The sequence below is a fragment of the Nostoc sp. genome, from assembly GCF_036917755.1.
In the GTDB taxonomy this organism is placed as follows: Bacteria; Cyanobacteriota; Cyanobacteriia; order Cyanobacteriales; family Nostocaceae; genus Nostoc.
Window position 1 is genome coordinate 74,127 of sequence record NZ_JBALFC010000121.1, and the last position, 17,189, is coordinate 91,315.

The following is a 17,189-nucleotide window of genomic DNA, read 5'->3' on the forward strand; positions in this document are numbered from 1 at the left end:
GAATAATGCTAGAAAATCGTGACTATACCTTGATTATCGACAAAAGCGGCAGCATGGCCACCCAAGATCAAAAGGGTGGTAGAAGTAGATGGGTTGCAGCCCAGGAATCTACTTTGGCTTTAGCTAGTAAGTGTGAGCAATTTGACCCCGATGGCATCACTATTTATGTATTTTCTGGTAAATTTAAGCGATACGAAAATGTGACATCCAGTATAGTAGGGCAAATTTTTCGAGAAAATGATCCCTCTGGTACAACTGACTTAGCAGGTGTGTTAAAACACGCAACTGATGATTACCTTCAACGCAAAGCAGCCGGGCAAACAAAGCCAAATGGTGAAACAATTTTAGTGGTTACTGATGGTGAACCGGACGATCGCAAAGCAGTAATGAAGGTAATTATTGAAGCTTCTCGCCGTATAGATCGAGATGAAGAACTAGCTATTTCCTTCATTCAAGTTGGTACAGATCCGCAAGCTACCCGTTTTCTCAAAGTCTTAGACGATGAACTCCAAAGTGCTGGTGCTAAGTTTGATATCTGTGACACAATTACTATGGAAGATATGGAAGATTTGAGTCTATCGGAAGTGCTACTCAATGCCATTAATGACTAGCTATACCATTTATTAGGAATTGCAAAAATGGATTCCATTGATAAGCTATTAGCTCAACTCCAAACTGAATACAAAGAAGTACAACCAGAACAGCAGCAGTCAAAATCAGCCACAGCCAAATCCTTTATCCCACCATCGCCAAAGTCAGCATCTTTTATGGATAACCTTTTGGCAGAAGTTCAGGCTGATTTTGCAGAACAGGATGCTGCTATTGAGTTAAAAAGACAGCAAGGACTAGAACAGGAAAGGATTCGACAAGAACAACTCAAAGCCAAACAATTAGAGGCTTTGAAAGTGCAGGCCAAAGAATGGTTAGCCAAAGTAGATCCACTTTCGTCTGAAGGACTTTGGTTTGAAAGGTTTGCTGAAAGTTACTCCTCAAAATTAGAGGCGGCAATTGAATATTTAAGAAGCAATGAATAAAATAATTCGTAATTCGTAATTCGTAATTCGTAATTCGGAGAAATCTGCTAGCTAAAATTTTAAGTTAGCAATTATTATTTATTGCTTCTAGCAATCCTAAATGAGTTACGAACAAAAAGATCCCCGACTTCTTTAAGAAGTCGGGGATCTTAGCCTCTCGGTGTTTGCAATCAAATATAGGACTCGTATTTGATTTTTGGAAAAAATCAGTACACCCCGAAAAGGCTTCTTCCCCACTCCCCACTCCCTACTCCCTGTCTACGCAAATAATTATGGCTACGCCACGCTGCGCGAACAAAAATCAAAGCAGACTGCTATATGCTCAATATTGATGGTGATTTGTTTGAGCGAAATGTTGAACACCCCATTCATGCATAGCATAGAGAATTGGTTGCAATGTTTCTCCTAAAGGCGTTAGTGAATATTCTACCTTGGGTGGAATTTGGGGATAAACTTCTCGATGAATAATGCCGTCTTCCTCCATTTCTCTGAGTTGCTGAGTCAGCATCTTTTGCGTAACTCCAGGTAAAGCGCGCTGCAATTCACCAAACCGTTTGACGCCAGTCATTAATTCTCTAATAATCAAAACTTTCCAGCGTCCGCCAATCACCTTTAGGGTAGTTTCTACTTCACAAGTCAGCCTGCGATAGTTTTCTGCTTCAGCTTTCATAGTTTTTTTGTAGGAAGACCTGACTCAAGTTTGCTGGGTAGTACCGTTAGTTATCTAATTATTGCTTGTTTTCGGAATCCTGAAAAACCTCAATTACTTAAAAATGGTTTACTTTTAACAAAAATATCTTTTCATTTTGCTAGCATCATCTCACAGAGGTAATTTGGTGAGTTTGGATGGAGAAATTAACTAAACCAGGGCGATTTTGGCTTTGTGCAACTATCATAATTTTGGGCTTGATAAGCTGCGATCGCTTTGTCGGTACTTCTGGAGACGCGGTTGAGCGAGTGAGTGATGGTGATACTTTAGTAGTCAAAGATACCAACGGCAAAAATTTTAGCGTGCGTTTTGCTTGTGTTGATGCGCCAGAAATAGCTCATACTAACAAAGAAAAGCAGAGTAAACGCATTAGCGATCGCAATCAATTTACTTGGGGCGTGAAAGCACGAGAACGGGTGCAAGAACTAGTCCAACAAGGAGGCGATCGCGTGACTTTGAATATCACTGATAGCGATCGCTATGGACGCAAAATTGCCGAAGTCCGTTTAAAAAATGGCACTTTTGTGCAACAGGTATTGTTACAAGAAGGTTTAGCAAAAGTCTATCGTCCCTATTTAAATAAGTGTCCTAGTAAAGACTTAGTTCAACAAGCCGAAGCTGAAGCGAAGGAACAACGGCTTGGTGTTTGGAGTGATACTAAATTTGTGAATCCTTGGGAATATCGCAGTTTATATAAGAAGTAGAAAAGACCTCTTGCATAAATCACAAACAAGAACCCCAAAGAGCCAAAGCTATGATTTGTCTCCCCTCCCCGCTTGCCTACGGTGTACACACAAGTCGAATGTAGAGGGTAACTTTCGTCATTTATCTCGTATCTCGTTCCCAGTCGGAGACTGGGAATGCCTGATTAGAGGCTCTGCCTCCAGTTAAATATTGAGTCTCTGACTCAATGAATGCATTCCCACACGGAGTATGGGAACGAGGAAAAAGACTTAGTTCAACAAGCCGAAGCTGAGGCGAAGGAACAACGGCTTGGTGTTTGGAGTGATGCTAAATTTGTGAATCTTTGGGAATATCGCAGCTTATATAAGAAGTAGAAACTTGAAAACCTCTACTCCTCTCCCCAAGTTTGCAGTTGCAAATAAACTAGTACCAGTGTCACAGCTAATAACACCGTCGCTGCTGCTGCTGCATAACCAAAATCAAACTGAGCAAAAGCCTCTTGGTAAATGTAATAAACTAGCAAATTAGTCGAATTCAGAGGGCCACCGCCCGTCATCACATAAACTTGCTCAAAACTCCGCAATGTAAAAATCGCGGTAGTGATGATTGCAAAGATCACAGTCGAGCGCAATCCAGGCAGAGTAATATACCAAAATTGTTGCCAAGCATTTGCTCCATCCAAATCTGCTGCTTCATAACGACTGGGAGGAATTGCTTGCAACCCTGCTAAAAAAACCACCATATTGAAACCCAGTTGTTTCCAAATACTCATTAAAATAATTACTGGCATTGCCCAAAATGTGTCTCCTAGCCAAGGTATGGCTGGAATGCCAAAAAAATCTAAAAGTCCGTTAACTGGCCCTGATGTTTGAAACAGCCAGCGAAATCCCAAACCGGCTGCCACAAGTGAGATAATTGATGGGAGAAAATAGGCACTTCGCAGAATGCCCCGCAAGGGAATGGAGCGGTTTAATAGCACTGCCAATCCCAAGGAGATAACTAAACTGGGAATGATCGTAGCAACACTAAAATAAAAGGTGTTACCCAGAACTTGCCAGAAGTCGGGGTTGAGTAGCAAGCGCCAATAGTTTTTTAAGCCTATCCAATAAGTACCTTTTAATGTGAAACTACCAGCAGTGAAGCTGAGGTAAAACAAATAGGCGATCGGCCAAATGATAAAAATGCCCAGTAAAATTAGTGCTGGTGTGAGAAAAATCCAAGCAGCTACTGTATCATTATCCAACCACGACTTAGTATATATTTTTGGCATCTATTCTCTGTGAATATCCGCGAGAGTTTACCTTTCTTTTAGCCATGAGAGTCGATTAGATGATTCAAATTTCCGATATATGGAATTGCGCCATATCTACCTTGAATATATGCGACAAGGTTAGCTGCCACCATACTAAAGGTGACTTGCTCTTTAAACGATCTGTAGTTGCCGATACTAAATTCAATAAGCATAGATGAAGTTTAGGCTGAAGACAGAAATCTGTGAATAAATCATAATTTACTGTTTTAAGAGTAGCAATAATTGGTTGAAGATGCTAAAGTATTAGACTATTTTTATACATACATATGTACTGTTATTAAGATATGCAGCATAATAAACACCTGCACCGGACGATTGGTGGTTTTGTTGCAAAAACTGACGCTAGATATCTACAAGTGAAGCAAAGGTTTATCTACAAGAAAATTACTTTAGATATATCAGTAAATTTAATCCTGGAATTGTGCGGGAAAGTGTCCACAAAACTAACGTGATGTAAATTACACCCAAACTCCATTGATACCAAGCAAGTGCAGAGATGATACCTGGTAAATGTTCATCTCGCAGGCGAATGTCATTAAATCCTAATTTAACTAGATTGTTGAGGCTAAAATCATAGTAGTTGAGCCAGTTCCAACGGCGATCGCCCAACAAGGGCATATATCGTTCCCGAAATGTCTGATTCCTTGGTATCACTGGTAAACGTCCAATCAATAATCGTAACTGGCGAAAGGTGCCGTCTTCTGTGAAGTAAGAAACGTCCATTAAATCGTGATAACGTCCTTGTTGGTAAAGTCGGATCAATAAAGCCATCGGGATGGGGACAATAATTATGAAAATACACCCCAATGTCAGCCAAGGTTGTTGAGCATTGCGAAAGATCGCTAGTAAGCTGAAGAATTCTAAAACGCTAAAACTGACTAATATCGAAATGGTTTCGTAAGATGTGGGAATAATTGGTACGGGATGCAGCCGACGATAGCGATCCACTAGCCAAAATAGTAAACCGAAATAAGCGATCGCTAATCCTCCCACGCCAAATACTAACCAAAAATTCGTACCATAGCCACTCAACAACAGCAATACACTTAATGCCAACCAACTCCAAGCTTGCAGTAACCATTCACCGATAGAAAGTGGTTCACCTACAATTAAGCGATCGCTCAATTGAGTATATTTTTCTAAATCGATGTCTGCTAAGGTGAGTAACTCACTGGTGTTGCGAAATGGTTTTATTAGACGACGCTGGGCGATCGTTTTGGCTTGAGGTGCAGAAAAACCCAGGTTAATCAAACTTGCAACAGTTGCACTATTAATATTTGTAGCCGTCAGACGATGCCCAAACTCTATTAATCGTAGTCGTTGTTTTGTGTATTCCAGTTCATTAGCATCGGCAACTTGCTGTTGCTGACGAAAATTTTGCCCCAAATTCCGCAAGATGTTTTGATTACCTTGTAATGTTGGGATGCAGAACATCTTACCAATCTGACCGGGATTACCTAAAATTTTTGCTTGGTTGGAGTTAAATGTTAAATCAGGTACGCTTAAACAAGCCTCTGGAGCAAATATCGCATCGCTAAAATCTGCTTGGTTAAGAATGTTCGCACCTTGCAGATTTACGAATTGGTTAAACTCCGCTTCCCGGAAGCTCACAGCTTGCTCAAAAGTCACTTCTCTAAAAAGGAGGAACTGATTAAAATTCGCTTTAGTAAACTGTACTTGATTGACAAAGCGCACATCAGAAAAATCAGCATTTTCTTGCCACTGCACACTATTGAATTTAGCCAACTGCTTAAAAGTTGCTTGCTTGAAGTTGGTAGTTTTTTCAAAGATGCTACCTTGAAAATCAGCGAGTTCCTGAAATTTGGTTTGTTTAAAATTAGCTTTTTCAAAAAAAATACTGCCCTGAAAATTGCTTTGTTGGCGGAAGTTAGCACTGGTGAAACTAACGGAACGACCGAATCTGGTTTCAGTCCAGTTAGTGCGTTGGAGAAAAGTTGCACCTTGGGCATCCACAGACTGAAGAAAGAATGTATTGGGGAACTTCACTTCCCCATTGAAGCGAGTTTGCACCAGTATCAATGCACCACGAAAGACGGCGATTTCACTGGATGGGGTTGACTGTGTTCCCAATAGCGATCGACAATCTTTGGAGTTGGGTAAAGCGTAGGCGTAGCCCATCGTAGACATCGTGAGTGACTGCAAGCAAATGAAGCGCAAACGTTCTAGTTCTTCTTGTTCAGTGGTGGTGAAAATGGGAGGAATGGCTTGAGCGTACAAGGGTGTTCTTAAACTCAAATCGCTGCCCACAAAATCCCCCAGAATCAAAGCATAGCTGAGGTCTAAACCCAGAGGTTTTGTACCTAGTTCTTTTCGCAGCAGTTGGTAAAAAGCATCACGAAAGCTGGCGTTTTCTGGGCGCAAATCAATCACCATCTTCTGCAAATCTACGGTCAAATTGCCTTCGCGGAGTATCGGTGTGTGTAGTCGTTCTTCTAATAATTCTAGAGTTAAGGGTGTGCGTTCTGGTTGTGCCTGTGCTGCCCAAGCAGGGAGGAAGAGGAGAAGAATTAAAAAAACGCAAAGGAACGCAAAGGGAAGCGCAGAGGAGCGCAGAGAAACCCCTCTGTATAACTTCTGCGTGCCTATGCGTTTAAAAAATAATTTATGCAAATTGTTCGATCATTCGTTGCTAATCAGCAGAACAATTTTACCTGTCACAGTCCCGCTTTCAATTAATTGGTGGGCTTTAGCCGCTTCTTTCAAGGGAAACTTGTGATTAACGTGAATTTTTAACTTGCCTTCATCGATCCAGGTGGCACATTGTTCGAGAATTTCTGCATGATGCTGGAGGCTCTCTTCTAATCCTAGCAACGCTGGTGTCAGCATTAATTCAAAACCAATGCGGAGATTACGTACTCTAGCAGTTTTCCAAACAGTATTGGCATCTGGTTCGAGAATCGTCACAATATCGCCATATACTCGCACTGCGGGGAAGCTTTTGTAAAAGGTTTCGCCGCCTATGGTGTCAAAAGCCAAGTCTACGCCTTCGCCACCAGTCCAATTTAATATCGCTTGCACAAAGTCTGTTTGTTTGTAAAAAATTACATGGTCTGCACCGAGTTGTTTGACGAAATTAGCTTTTTCCTCAGAACTGACTGTGGTGGAAACAGTAGCACCTTTGAGTTTCGCCAATTGAATTGCTACATGACCGACACCACCAGCACCCGCATGAATCAAAACCCGTTCTCCAGGTTCCAATCGTCCCCGTTCATATAAAGCTTCCCAGGCGGTGATTAACACCAAAGGCGCTGCTGCTGCTTCGGCAAAGGAGATTGACGCGGGTTTACGTGCCACAAACCGCTCATCCACAACGGTATATTCAGCATAATTTCCTTGGTGTGCGCCAAACCCACCATAGCAAAAATATACCTGATCACCTGGGCGAAAACGCTGGACACCAGCACCTACCGCTTCGACAATACCGGCGCCATCACATCCTAAAATTGTTGGCAAGCGATCGGGGTAGAAAGTACCTCGGCTACGAAGTTTAGTGTCAATGGGATTAATGCCAGCCGCCACCAAACGCACTAAAAGTTCAGTATTACCTACAGGAACAGCAGGGTTTGGCACTTCCTGTTCTTGCAAAACTTCGGGACTGCCAGCTGCTGTCATTAAGACTGCTTTCACAACTCTTTCCTCCTGGCTTTAGATGCACGTTCATTTGCAACTTTAGCGCAAGAGGGTAGATATAAAGCTATGTTTTAGGGAAAACTGCGTAGGCGTAGCCCGCACTTCGACAAAGCTCAGTGGCGATCGTAGACATCGCGCTAACGCTATATCAACGCCTACACCAACGCCTACACCGACACCAGACTCAACATCAGCATCACCACCGACTGCTATCAATATTAATAAGGCTGATAAAGCATTACTAGTTATAGCTTTTAAGGGTACACGTGTAAATAAAACGACTATCGATAAGCTGATAAACCTTAGACAACGTAAAAGCTATATTCGCTTAGAAAGTCTGGCATCTGATCTAAAATTTACCGATGCAGTGAGAAAAAAACTTCAGGAAAAATTGAATAAGGGTGAGATTTGTTTTTGAATGGAGCGATAATTCTTTAGAAGAGGTAGAAAGATGCGAACCTCTCCCTGTCTACGCCCCCTAGACCAATTTTGAAAAAGGAAAAAACCGTGAAACATAATGTTTCACGGCTTTCAGTCTGGTGTGAGGAGCTTAACTAAATATCATGATAAAATAACTGCCCAACAACAACGCACTCGTAACAATTTTGGTAACAGACTTTTTTTAGCGATCGCACTTTCACATATAAATCCGGTCAGTCAAAAATTCCCAATCGCTTGACCAGCTTTGAATGTGCAGGTTTAGTGGAAACAAGCCAGTCTGAAGGATGAGTTCAAAATCTGACCGCTTCTAACTTCACTCCTTTAGCTAACTTTCAAGCAAAGCACCACCACAACTAGAACCACACCCAGCAGTACAACCATAGCAATAAGCAGCAGTTTGTATCTCACTAATCAGGTCTAAACTGCCAGCTTCTAACAGTTTGCTAACTGTCAAAGTTTCGCAATTGCAATTTTTTGCAGGCAAATTCATCATTTGGTTAAAGTCACAATCATATACATTGCCCAGATAGTCAATTGAAAGTTGATCGCGACACATTAAATGTTCAACTGTGCTGGGATTAAAATGCGACTCTAAAAACTGTAAATAGCTGGTATGCAGTTTTCTCCGTTCTAAATGCATTTTGGTTCTACCAACTGGTAGGTTGGTAATGGTGAATAGATTGTTAAACACAATATCAAAATGTTCTTGCAAGAACATTTTGTAATCTCGTTCTAGGTTGGTCTGTTCGGGGGCTAAAGAAAATTTTTCACCCGTGGGTAACTGGGGATTAAATACCAAGTCCAAAGTTAAATTTGGCTCTTTACCATAGCCAAGTTCGTTAAGCCACTGCAAAGCTTTGACTGAACTATCAAAAACACCAGCACCGCGCATTTTATCAACATTATCTGCTAGGTAGCAGGGTAGGGAAGCGACAATTCTTACTTGGTGTTTAGCAAAGTATTCTGGTAAATCAGCAAATCCATCTTCAAAATAAATGGTCAAATTAGATCGGACAATCACTTGTTTATTGGTTGCTCTTGCTGCTTCTACCAGTGGCTTAAATCCATAATTCATTTCTGGTGCGCCACCAGTCAAATCTACAATTTGAATTTCGGGGAATCTGTGAATTAGCGAAATCAATTGTTCACAAATTTCAGGAGAAAGTTCTTCTGTACGTTTTGGACTAGCTTCGACATGACAGTGTGTACAAGCAAGGTTACAACGCTTACCTAGATTAATTTGTAAAACAGTAATTCCTTTTTTTGTCAAAGGTGAACTGAGTTTGTGGTTAAACGGTTTGACTGCTGTATCTAGTGTAATTATTGATTGAGTTTGCATTAGTTACTACTCCTTAAAGATGGTACAAATATATAGTAATCCTATTTGATTTGTAAACACCGACAGGCTCAGATCCCCGACTTCTTCAAGAAGTCGGGGATCTTTTCGTCCATAACTGATTTAGGATTGCTATATTCAAATTTTATAACCTTGCAATAATCTGTAGGTTATTCCACTAATAATTGCAGCAGTTGGTAAAGTTAAAATCCACGATAGTAGTATCTGAGAAAAAACACGCATATTGACTTTTTTACCAATTAATCCTACTCCAAAAATAGAAGCAACTGAAACATAAGTAGTGGAAATTGGAAGCCCAAACCAACTAGCTGCAATGACCATAACTCCAGTTACTATATTTGCTGATAAGCCTTGAGTATGATTCATTGAGGTAATTTTTGTACTCATGGTGACAGCAACTCTTTGGGAGTTGAGTAAACCGCCAAGTGCCATTGCGATCGCTATCGTAATCATTCCTCCCTGAATCGAGAAATACTCAATAATCAAAATTAGTGAAACAATCTTAGGAGTGTCATTTAATCCTCTCACAAAACTGACAATTCCCGCGCTGATAAAATGGCAAGTATCAATCATTTTTTCATTGACTGGTAGATACCATTTTGAATTGATATAGCTAGATAAGCTGTAAATTCCTGCTCCCAAGAAAATAGCAATGATTGGACTGAATAATAGAGGCAAAATAAAGGAAGTTCCCAAAGCTGCAAAATTAACTTTGAGTCCGATCGCAACTAATCCAGCGCCAACAATAGCACCTGTTAAACTGTGAGTTGTGGAAATGGGAAACCCCACGAGGCTGGCTATAAGCACAGTTAAACCAGCTGCGATCGCTACTGCCATATGAAAGTGTGGGGTGTTAGCGATCGCATCAGGCACTAATCCTTGTCCAGAGAAGTTTTTAATTAGTGTACTTGCCAAAAAAGTCGCAGTTACTGCACCAGCAAAAGTTGTAAAAGTTGCCCACAAAATTACTGTTTCATAGCTGCTTGTTCGGCTACCAAACAGCGTTGCTACACCTTTAAAGTTGTCATTTGCACCATTGGAGTATGCTAAAAAAAGCGTAGCAATAAATAGACTAATTAACAACATTTTGGGGTTTTTGAAGAAGTATTCAGAATTCAGAATCCAGAAGTAAGAATCCAGAATCCAGAATTAAGAAATTAACAGCAACCACCACCGCTATAGTGCCAGGTTGAATTGGTAACAATTATTTCTGCTGGCTTGATAGCAGCAAGTTTAGCAGCAGTCTTATCACACACTGCTGCGGGAATACCTCGCTGAAGTAGATGACCTGCTGAATCGTCAAAGAAGGGTTCCAAACCAGCATAAATTGCTGTTTTACCCGTGAAAATGCAAGCACCATCTTCTGGAATAGCAACTTTAAAAGAGACAGAATCCAGACTTTCTAAAAGTAGGTGTTCTTCTAAATTATAAGTCTGGGAATCTAGGAGACGATAAGGACGACGGGCGCGAATTTCAACTTGACCAAAGCCAGCATTGGTAATCCGTTCAGTATACTCTTGATATGTGAGTGCGCCTGATAAACACATGGCTCTCAGTCGTTCATCTTGTTGGAGATGTGCTGGAATTTGACTAGTGGCAATTGGGTCGCTCATCTGCAAGCGTCCGCCGGGTTTTAATACCCGATAGGCTTCTTTTAAAGCCCGGGTTAAATCTTCTGGTTCAAAGATGTTGAAAAGACAATTTTGCGCCACGATATCGACGCTAGCATCAGCAACGGGTAAGTTAAAAGCATCGCCTTCACGGATTTCTACAAAACTGGTGTCAAACCACGGGTTTTCTTGAGCAGCAATTTCCAGATTACGTGCGGCTGCTTCCCGCATGGCTGCAACTGGTTCAACGGCAATTACAGCACTTGCACGGCGAGAAAAATAAGCGAATTGCAACGCTTCTAAGCCGCCACCAACACCGACATACAGCACAGTCGGTTGCTTTCCTAGTTCGGTGGGGTGAACAGTGGTGCCACAACCATAGTTCATTTCCTGCATTAGCAAAGGAATTTTCAATCCTGGTAATTGCAGGGGTGTACTTTGCACACAACAAAGTCCAACTTGCGGGGTTTGGGCAACTTCACGGTAGAATTGCGCTGCTGTTTCTAGATAGGTCATGCCATTTTAGATTTTAGATGATCATAGTTTTGTGCATCCTAGTATCATTAAAACTCTGAGTTGGATAAGTTTTTGCTGAGATTGCCAAAAACGCCAAATCTTCATAAAACAGAAAAATTTGACGATTTCAACTCAGGTCTTCAAATTCTAAAGCATCTGCACCATCTGCTTGCTGGCTTCTTCGCAGGTGAGCGCCGACTCTGGCTAATAATTCATCAACGCTGAAAGGTTTAACGAGGTAATCATCAGCACCAGCGTCTAAACCTGCAATGCGATCGCTTACTTCATCTTTGACGGTTAATAAGATTATCGGCACTTTATCACCAATACTTCGCAGGCGGCGGCAAATTTCCAACCCCGACAAACCTGGTAACATCCAGTCTAAAATTACTAAATCTAGATGTAACTCACGCGCTGCGGTGAGTGCAGTTAATCCATCGTAGGCAATACTGACTTGATAGCCTTGATAATTCAATTCCAATTCGACAAATCGTGCCAGTTTGACTTCATCTTCAACCAGTAAGATGTGCGTCATGATGATGTTAATGATTTCAGCAGGGTACGGTAAGTAACAATACGGTCTGGAAACACTGTCTTTGAGGTGCCAGCTACTGAATAGCCAAACATCTAATTAGGTATACGTTAGCTTAGTATAAACCTGAGTAAGTAACAACCGTAAGTATGCAATTAGCGCGATCGCTGCTTGATCAAAGAACCATCCAACTGGCGCTTTAGCAATAGGCTGTGACATCTTCACCGCATTCATCGGCAAGATAACAAAGCGCTTTAAAACGCAAACCAACCACTTCTTCGTATAGGGGATTTAATTTACACATCGGAGGAATGTGAAATAGCTTCCGACCAAACAGCGTGATATCTCGCTCAAAGGGACACTGAGCAGGAATAGCTTTGCACAGGAAATGAGCAAATTTGGAGTTATGAATTTCCATCGTTTCCAACCACTCGCGGACTGGGTGCAGTAGATCATTGTGTAAGCGGACTTGAGTAAAGCTTGTCATAATTGTTCACCTTAATAATTTCTAACTAGATTCAGTTTGTTCTATTTGAACTTCTATAAATACATACGCTTCGGTTCTATAGTTTTATGCAGTAATTGCTAATTATTTGGTTCTCTACAGAGATAGAAGAGTTTTTAGGCACACTGTTAACTACACATTCAAGTGCTACAGTTCCCGATGATTTGTCAAGGCGAACATATCTTTTGTGCCAAACTGCATTTTCGTAGGGGTTCCAGTCTGCTACTGAGATAGATGTCGGACTAGAAAAGTTTTTAACTACTGCTGATGGGCAAAGTATTGCAGTGCCGCAGTATTACCGTAAGACACAATCCACATTAAGCCCAGGGCGAACGCCAGCTTGCACGAAAAACGAACTTGAAGTCTCCCCAAGTATCGCAACTGCCGTTTTGAACATTTTGTACTTGTTCAACTGTGCAAAGGGGCATCTCTTGCAGTATAAGCAAAGCGAGAGTTTTTGTCCGACGGGATACCGGGAGTCACTGACAAGCCTACACTGTACTGCTTGCAGTCAGTGTAGGAGTATGTCACTCTAGGATATATCACTGTTTCGCTGTATTGGGAGAAGCAAAAATGACTATAATATTCCAATTTGCTCTGATCGGTCTAGTTCTATTATCTTTTGTCCTGGTTGTTGGGGTTCCCGTTGCTTACGCGACTCCCCAAAATTGGGTTGAATCTAAAAAACTACTCTGGGTTGGTTCCGGCGTCTGGATTGGTTTGGTATTTTTAGTTGGTTTGTTAAACTTTTTTGTCGTGTAGGCGACGGCTTGGCTCTGGCGCAGGCACATAATATAAGAACTAGAGGGGCAGAAAAGCCAAGGTCAAAGACCAAAGTAAAAAAGGAGAAATTTTTTTCTGATTTCCTTTTTTATGACCGTGCTTTCCTGCTCTTCTACATTTAAATAAGAAATGTATATTGGTCAGAACTATATTTGATTAAGAGGCAGTCATGGCAGTTTTCGAGGGAACTTTTACCCAAACGGAGCCTTTGCGGTTTGCAGTGGTGATTGGTCGATTCAATGACCTTGTTACCGGAAAGCTGCTAGAGGGATGTCAAGATTGCTTGAAACGCCACGGTGTAGACCCTAACCCCCACGGTAATCAGGTGGACTATGTTTGGGTTCCAGGAAGTTTTGAGGTACCTCTAGTAGCTCGTCAACTAGCTCTTTCCCATCGTTATGATGCGGTAATTTGTCTAGGTGCAGTCATTCGAGGGCAAACACCCCATTTTGATTATGTATCCTCAGAAGTTTCTAAAGGCATTGCCGCCGCTAGCTTTCAAACTGGGGTACCAGTAATCTTTGGCATTTTGACAGTAGATACTATGCAGCAAGCCTTAGAACGGGCAGGCATCAAAGGTAATCATGGCTGGGATTACGCCATGAATGCCCTAGAAATGGCAAGCCTGATGCGGCAACTGCGTTCTAACCTGGCAGAGCCATATTCTCGTAATAGCCAGTCTTTGCCGGCCTCTTTTCAAAGTGCCAGCGTCGGCAATTTAACTGCGGAGTCGGAAGAACTGAGCTAGATTCGTCATTAGTCATTTGTCCTCTCTTACAAAGTTTTGAGCGCCGGTTTCCAGCGCTCAAAACTTTGCGCTTTGTCCTTTGTTATTCACTAATGACTAATGACCAATGACTAAATTAAGGGGTTGACAATTACAAATAAATCTGAGATATTAAGATATGGTTATCAATTGCGGGTATAGCTCAGTGGTAGAGCGTCACCTTGCCAAGGTGAATGTCGCGCGTTCGAATCGCGTTACCCGCTTCCAACTAAAACCTCTTGGACTTGAAAATTCCAAGGGGTTTAGTATTTTTAAGGTGCGTTGAAGTCTTGGTCGATTTGCGCTACACTCCTGTGAGCCGCTCCCAATGTGGACAGATCGAGGAAAATAAAGAGAGAAGCCTGATCAGGCATTTACCAAAGGATTATATTCTCGCAGTTCATGTAAAACACGCTCAAGTTATTAGAACGCTTGTGCAATCTCAAAAACCCGAAAAAATCGATTTCAATGCTGAATACCCCTGTCCCTGTCGTCGTCGGGGTCAGTTAATTCCGATTACGCTGACAGAAGCATTTGGTTGCGATCGCTGTCAGCAAATCTTTGTCGTAGAAGATAATGGTCATGTCCTAGAACAGCTTTCTACCACCTATCCCTACAAACGGGCTTGGCGTTGGATGGGAAATAGTTGGCATGTTGTCCATCCCCGCTTGGGAGAAAGCTATCTGCCTATAGCGCTGGGCATTATTTTCGTGCTAGTGATTATATGGCTGCCATTAGCACTGCGATTAGCAAATGGTTCCAGCATTATTGCTTGGGCAATGGTGGCGGTGCTGTTGGCTATCCTACCAGCACTAATGGTCTGGCTTACCTACAGACGTTAACTCAATGACTGTTGAAGTTTTGGATGACCACCCCGAACCGATTACTAGTGCCCAACGAGCCTATCAAGCTTCCCTAAAGTTGGGTAGCACAAAGGGAGCAGACCGGAGTCGTGCAGTATTGGCGATGGCACAAGCCCTTGATCGCTCATTTGACGACATTCTAGAAGCCAACACCTTGGATTTAGAAGCCAGTCGGGAAATGGCAGTGCCAGAGTTGATTTTGGACTGGCTGAAGCTGACTCCCACAAGGCTAGAGATGACAGTAGACATCTTACAACGGTTGGGGGAATTATCAGATCCGCTGCGGCGCGTCAGAACTGCTGATTATCAACTGGAAGATTCCCAAAGTTACACCCAATTAATGCCCTTGGGAGTGATTGGATTTATTTATGAAGCGTTTCCCGATTTAGGAGCGATCGCAGCGGGTTTTTGTATCAAAACTGGCAATTGTATAATTCTCAAAGGTAGTACTGTAGCTAGCCATTCCAACGCGGCCATCGCTGAGGTACTGCAAAATGCGATCGCAGAAGTTGGACTAGCTCCAGGGTGTGTAGAACTGATCACAGCAGAACATGGTGCTTCAATTCGGGATTTAGTCACCCAAGACGAGTACGTAAATTTAGTGATCCCCTACGGACGTTCCAGCTTAGTACAGCAGGTAGTACGACAGTCAACTTGCCCAGTTTTAAAGTCAGCGATGGGTAACTGTTATCTCTACTGGTCGCCCAATAGCAGCTTAGAAATGGTGCGATGGATGATTCTTGATAGCCATCAGAGTGAACCAGATCAAGTTAATGCCATTGAAAAGGTACTCATTCATCGCCAAGCCTTGCCATCATCAATAGCTGTTCTGTGGAACAGCTTGATGGAAAAAGGCTTTGAAATTAAAGGGGATGCAGAACTAGTAAAAGCCTTTCCCCAGTTGCAGCTGGTGAAGGAAGGCGAATGGGGAAACCCTTATTTAACTAGGACAGTAGCTTTTAAACTGGTGGATAGCTTAGAGGCTGCGATTGCCTGGATTAATGAATACAGCAGTGGTCATGCCGATTCTATCGTGACTGAATCTTACCAGGAAAGTCGGCAGTTTGCCTTGGGAGTTAACAGTGCTTCTACCTACATCAACACTTCCCCGCGTTTTTCCCGCAACCCCTCGCGGGGAGATTCAGTGTTTCTCGGTATGTCTAACCAAAAAGGTCATCGTCGGGGATTTATCAGCCTGGAAACATTGACTACCGTTAAGCACATTGTTCAGGGGAATGGCAGATTTTAAATAATTCGTAATTTATACAGGATTATGAATTCTGAAGTAAAACTATTAGGACTTACGCAAAATTACACACTGTAGGGGCAATTCATGAATCGTCAAGACAGATATAGCGACATTGGTACTTTTTTTTTCTGGAATACCATCATGCCCGATGGAAGTATTGAAACTGGACCTGTCTACATTGCAGACTGGTTGTGATAGGTTAACCTCTCCCAATGTTCGTTACTTAAGTCTCCTCGGTTGATCATGACTATACAGCGATCGCCTTTTTTCTAGGATACAACGAGTTTGAAAACACGCCCTAGTCCTAGTTACTTGCTCTGTCCTTTAATTACGAATTACGAATTAGTAATTATTTGGTCAACAGTTCTAGGTTATGACCATTTGGGTCATAGAAATAGAAGCCACGACCTTCATTCCGGTGGTTAATTTGTCCTTTATTTTGATGCATGGGGTCGCTACTGTATTCAATGCCCGCCTCTTTGACGCGTGCAAAAATTGCATCAAATTCCTCGTCACTGACATGGAAGGCATAATGATGCTGCTCGAAGGCTTCAGCGTCGGCGAAGTCGAGCGTCAGTGCATCATTTATATGTACAGCAGCGAAGTAGCCAACGGGAACCTCAACCTCTAAACCAAAAATTTTTGCAAAGAACCTCGCCGATGCTTCCTTGTCATGTCCGGGCACTATGGTCTGATTTAGAGTAATTGTCATGTCACACCTCCCCTCCTAATTTCGGTAGTAATTCATCTCAACTCTCTATTCAGAGTCGATAAGAACAATGTTCCTTTCTATTTTATCTTTTCAGCGCTAACACCAGAGCAAATATATCTAAATTTGGTGTTTTATGTATTTGGAACACCCGCAAACACTAAAGCATGACTCTTTAATAAGTAAAACTAATAATTTGTATCAGCTTTACTGAAGTAATAAAACTTGATTAAAAATTGTAAAGCAGTGTAAAGTACTTTCACAGGCAAAAACAAAACCGCCTGATTCTTAAATAACTAACCGCAATCATAAAACAATGACAACAACCTTACAACGTCGCGAAAGCGCCAACGTATGGGATCGATTCTGCGAATGGATCACCAGCACCAACAACCGCATCTACATCGGTTGGTTCGGCGTAGTCATGATTCCCACCCTGCTAGCCGCCACCGCCTGCTTCGTAATCGC

17 protein-coding genes, 1 tRNA gene and 3 pseudogenes are annotated in these 17,189 nt (G+C 42.1%); 10 read left to right on the forward strand and 11 right to left on the reverse strand.

The annotated features are described in order from the left end of the window. Window positions 1–5: 5 nt before the first annotated feature. A complete protein-coding gene (locus V7L05_RS27005; RefSeq protein ID WP_334950009.1) occupies window positions 6–611 on the forward strand; it encodes a vWA domain-containing protein in 606 nt (201 codons plus the stop codon). 27 nt (window positions 612–638) lie between these two features. Further along, on the forward strand, window positions 639–1,034 hold the full coding sequence (locus V7L05_RS27010) for a salt stress protein, Slr1339 family (protein ID WP_335168729.1): 396 nt from the start codon (window positions 639–641) through the stop codon (window positions 1,032–1,034). 322 nt (window positions 1,035–1,356) lie between these two features. Here the strand turns inward: V7L05_RS27010 and V7L05_RS27015 are convergent, their stop codons facing one another. Further along, the gene (locus V7L05_RS27015) at window positions 1,357–1,704 is read right to left on the reverse strand and encodes a winged helix-turn-helix transcriptional regulator (protein WP_335168730.1); all 348 of its coding nucleotides are present in this window, start codon (window positions 1,702–1,704) and stop codon (window positions 1,357–1,359) included. A gap of 176 nt (window positions 1,705–1,880) precedes the next feature. On the opposite strand from V7L05_RS27015, the gene V7L05_RS27020 reads away from it, so the two are divergent. Then, on the forward strand, window positions 1,881–2,447 hold the full coding sequence (locus V7L05_RS27020; RefSeq protein WP_335168731.1) for a thermonuclease family protein: 567 nt from the start codon (window positions 1,881–1,883) through the stop codon (window positions 2,445–2,447). Window positions 2,448–2,690: 243 nt separating this feature from the next. Next, a pseudogene (locus V7L05_RS27025) lies at window positions 2,691–2,801 on the forward strand (thermonuclease family protein); the annotation flags it as partial. A gap of 14 nt (window positions 2,802–2,815) precedes the next feature. Here V7L05_RS27025 and V7L05_RS27030 read toward each other — a convergent pair. From V7L05_RS27030 to V7L05_RS27070, 9 genes and pseudogenes are all read right to left on the reverse strand, one after another. Further along, window positions 2,816–3,697, reverse strand: coding sequence for a carbohydrate ABC transporter permease (locus V7L05_RS27030; RefSeq protein ID WP_335168732.1), 882 nt, complete (start codon window positions 3,695–3,697; stop codon window positions 2,816–2,818). 426 nt (window positions 3,698–4,123) lie between these two features. Further along, entirely contained in the window at window positions 4,124–6,370 is a 2,247-nt protein-coding gene (locus V7L05_RS27035; protein ID WP_335168734.1) for a pentapeptide repeat-containing protein, read from the reverse strand. Window positions 6,371–6,379: 9 nt separating this feature from the next. Then, window positions 6,380–7,387, reverse strand: coding sequence for a zinc-dependent alcohol dehydrogenase family protein (locus tag V7L05_RS27040; protein WP_335168735.1), 1,008 nt, complete (start codon window positions 7,385–7,387; stop codon window positions 6,380–6,382). 42 nt (window positions 7,388–7,429) lie between these two features. Next, window positions 7,430–7,606, reverse strand: coding sequence for a hypothetical protein (locus V7L05_RS27045; protein WP_335168737.1), 177 nt, complete (start codon window positions 7,604–7,606; stop codon window positions 7,430–7,432). 550 nt (window positions 7,607–8,156) lie between these two features. Then, window positions 8,157–9,170: an arsenosugar biosynthesis radical SAM (seleno)protein ArsS gene (gene arsS / locus V7L05_RS27050; RefSeq protein WP_335168739.1), complete on the reverse strand. Its 1,014-nt coding sequence runs from the start codon at window positions 9,168–9,170 to the stop codon at window positions 8,157–8,159. A 135-nt stretch (window positions 9,171–9,305) separates the two neighbouring features. After that, window positions 9,306–10,274, reverse strand: coding sequence for an inorganic phosphate transporter (locus tag V7L05_RS27055; protein ID WP_335168741.1), 969 nt, complete (start codon window positions 10,272–10,274; stop codon window positions 9,306–9,308). A gap of 71 nt (window positions 10,275–10,345) precedes the next feature. Next, window positions 10,346–11,314 carry an arsenosugar biosynthesis arsenite methyltransferase ArsM gene (gene arsM, locus V7L05_RS27060; RefSeq protein WP_335168743.1) on the reverse strand — a complete coding sequence of 323 codons (969 nt, stop codon included), beginning with the start codon at window positions 11,312–11,314 and terminating at the stop codon, window positions 10,346–10,348. Between the two features lie 130 nt (window positions 11,315–11,444). Beyond that, a pseudogene (locus tag V7L05_RS27065) lies at window positions 11,445–11,849 on the reverse strand (response regulator transcription factor); the annotation flags it as partial. A 196-nt stretch (window positions 11,850–12,045) separates the two neighbouring features. Continuing rightward, window positions 12,046–12,333 (reverse strand): Mo-dependent nitrogenase C-terminal domain-containing protein, encoded by a 288-nt coding sequence (locus tag V7L05_RS27070; RefSeq protein WP_335168745.1) that lies wholly within the window; start codon window positions 12,331–12,333, stop codon window positions 12,046–12,048. 591 nt (window positions 12,334–12,924) lie between these two features. Here V7L05_RS27070 and psbZ point away from each other — a divergent pair. The 5 genes from psbZ (at window position 12,925) to V7L05_RS27095 (ending at window position 16,012) form a co-directional block, all read left to right on the forward strand. Further along, on the forward strand, window positions 12,925–13,113 hold the full coding sequence (psbZ, locus tag V7L05_RS27075) for a photosystem II reaction center protein PsbZ (protein ID WP_300415693.1): 189 nt from the start codon (window positions 12,925–12,927) through the stop codon (window positions 13,111–13,113). Window positions 13,114–13,303: 190 nt separating this feature from the next. Beyond that, window positions 13,304–13,882 carry a 6,7-dimethyl-8-ribityllumazine synthase gene (gene ribH, locus V7L05_RS27080; protein ID WP_334761822.1) on the forward strand — a complete coding sequence of 193 codons (579 nt, stop codon included), beginning with the start codon at window positions 13,304–13,306 and terminating at the stop codon, window positions 13,880–13,882. 170 nt (window positions 13,883–14,052) lie between these two features. After that, window positions 14,053–14,124: transfer RNA gene (locus V7L05_RS27085), tRNA-Gly, on the forward strand. 210 nt (window positions 14,125–14,334) lie between these two features. Then, on the forward strand, window positions 14,335–14,742 hold the full coding sequence (locus V7L05_RS27090; protein ID WP_041565838.1) for a hypothetical protein: 408 nt from the start codon (window positions 14,335–14,337) through the stop codon (window positions 14,740–14,742). A 4-nt stretch (window positions 14,743–14,746) separates the two neighbouring features. After that, window positions 14,747–16,012, forward strand: a complete 1,266-nt coding sequence (locus V7L05_RS27095) for a glutamate-5-semialdehyde dehydrogenase (protein ID WP_335168749.1) — start codon at window positions 14,747–14,749, stop codon at window positions 16,010–16,012. A gap of 349 nt (window positions 16,013–16,361) precedes the next feature. Here the strand turns inward: V7L05_RS27095 and V7L05_RS27100 are convergent, their stop codons facing one another. Continuing rightward, window positions 16,362–16,724 (reverse strand): VOC family protein, encoded by a 363-nt coding sequence (locus tag V7L05_RS27100; protein WP_335168750.1) that lies wholly within the window; start codon window positions 16,722–16,724, stop codon window positions 16,362–16,364. 313 nt (window positions 16,725–17,037) lie between these two features. Here V7L05_RS27100 and V7L05_RS27105 point away from each other — a divergent pair. After that, window positions 17,038–17,189, forward strand: a pseudogene (locus V7L05_RS27105) (photosystem II q(b) protein); the annotation flags it as partial.

Bases quoted from the DNA above. Each gene is read 5' to 3' on its own strand.
- V7L05_RS27100 (WP_335168750.1), bottom strand. From the start codon at position 16,724: ATGACAATTACTCTAAATCAGACCATAGTGCCCGGACATGACAAGGAA.
- V7L05_RS27015 (WP_335168730.1), bottom strand. From the start codon at position 1,704: ATGAAAGCTGAAGCAGAAAACTATCGCAGGCTGACTTGTGAAGTAGAA.
- V7L05_RS27005 (WP_334950009.1), top strand. From the start codon at position 6: ATGCTAGAAAATCGTGACTATACCTTGATTATCGACAAAAGCGGCAGC.
- arsS (WP_335168739.1), bottom strand. From the start codon at position 9,170: ATGCAAACTCAATCAATAATTACACTAGATACAGCAGTCAAACCGTTT.
- V7L05_RS27070 (WP_335168745.1), bottom strand. From the start codon at position 12,333: ATGACAAGCTTTACTCAAGTCCGCTTACACAATGATCTACTGCACCCA.
- arsM (WP_335168743.1), bottom strand. From the start codon at position 11,314: ATGACCTATCTAGAAACAGCAGCGCAATTCTACCGTGAAGTTGCCCAA.
- V7L05_RS27020 (WP_335168731.1), top strand. From the start codon at position 1,881: ATGGAGAAATTAACTAAACCAGGGCGATTTTGGCTTTGTGCAACTATC.
- V7L05_RS27055 (WP_335168741.1), bottom strand. From the start codon at position 10,274: ATGTTGTTAATTAGTCTATTTATTGCTACGCTTTTTTTAGCATACTCC.
- V7L05_RS27095 (WP_335168749.1), top strand. From the start codon at position 14,747: ATGACTGTTGAAGTTTTGGATGACCACCCCGAACCGATTACTAGTGCC.
- V7L05_RS27030 (WP_335168732.1), bottom strand. From the start codon at position 3,697: ATGCCAAAAATATATACTAAGTCGTGGTTGGATAATGATACAGTAGCT.
- V7L05_RS27010 (WP_335168729.1), top strand. From the start codon at position 639: ATGGATTCCATTGATAAGCTATTAGCTCAACTCCAAACTGAATACAAA.
- psbZ (WP_300415693.1), top strand. From the start codon at position 12,925: ATGACTATAATATTCCAATTTGCTCTGATCGGTCTAGTTCTATTATCT.
- ribH (WP_334761822.1), top strand. From the start codon at position 13,304: ATGGCAGTTTTCGAGGGAACTTTTACCCAAACGGAGCCTTTGCGGTTT.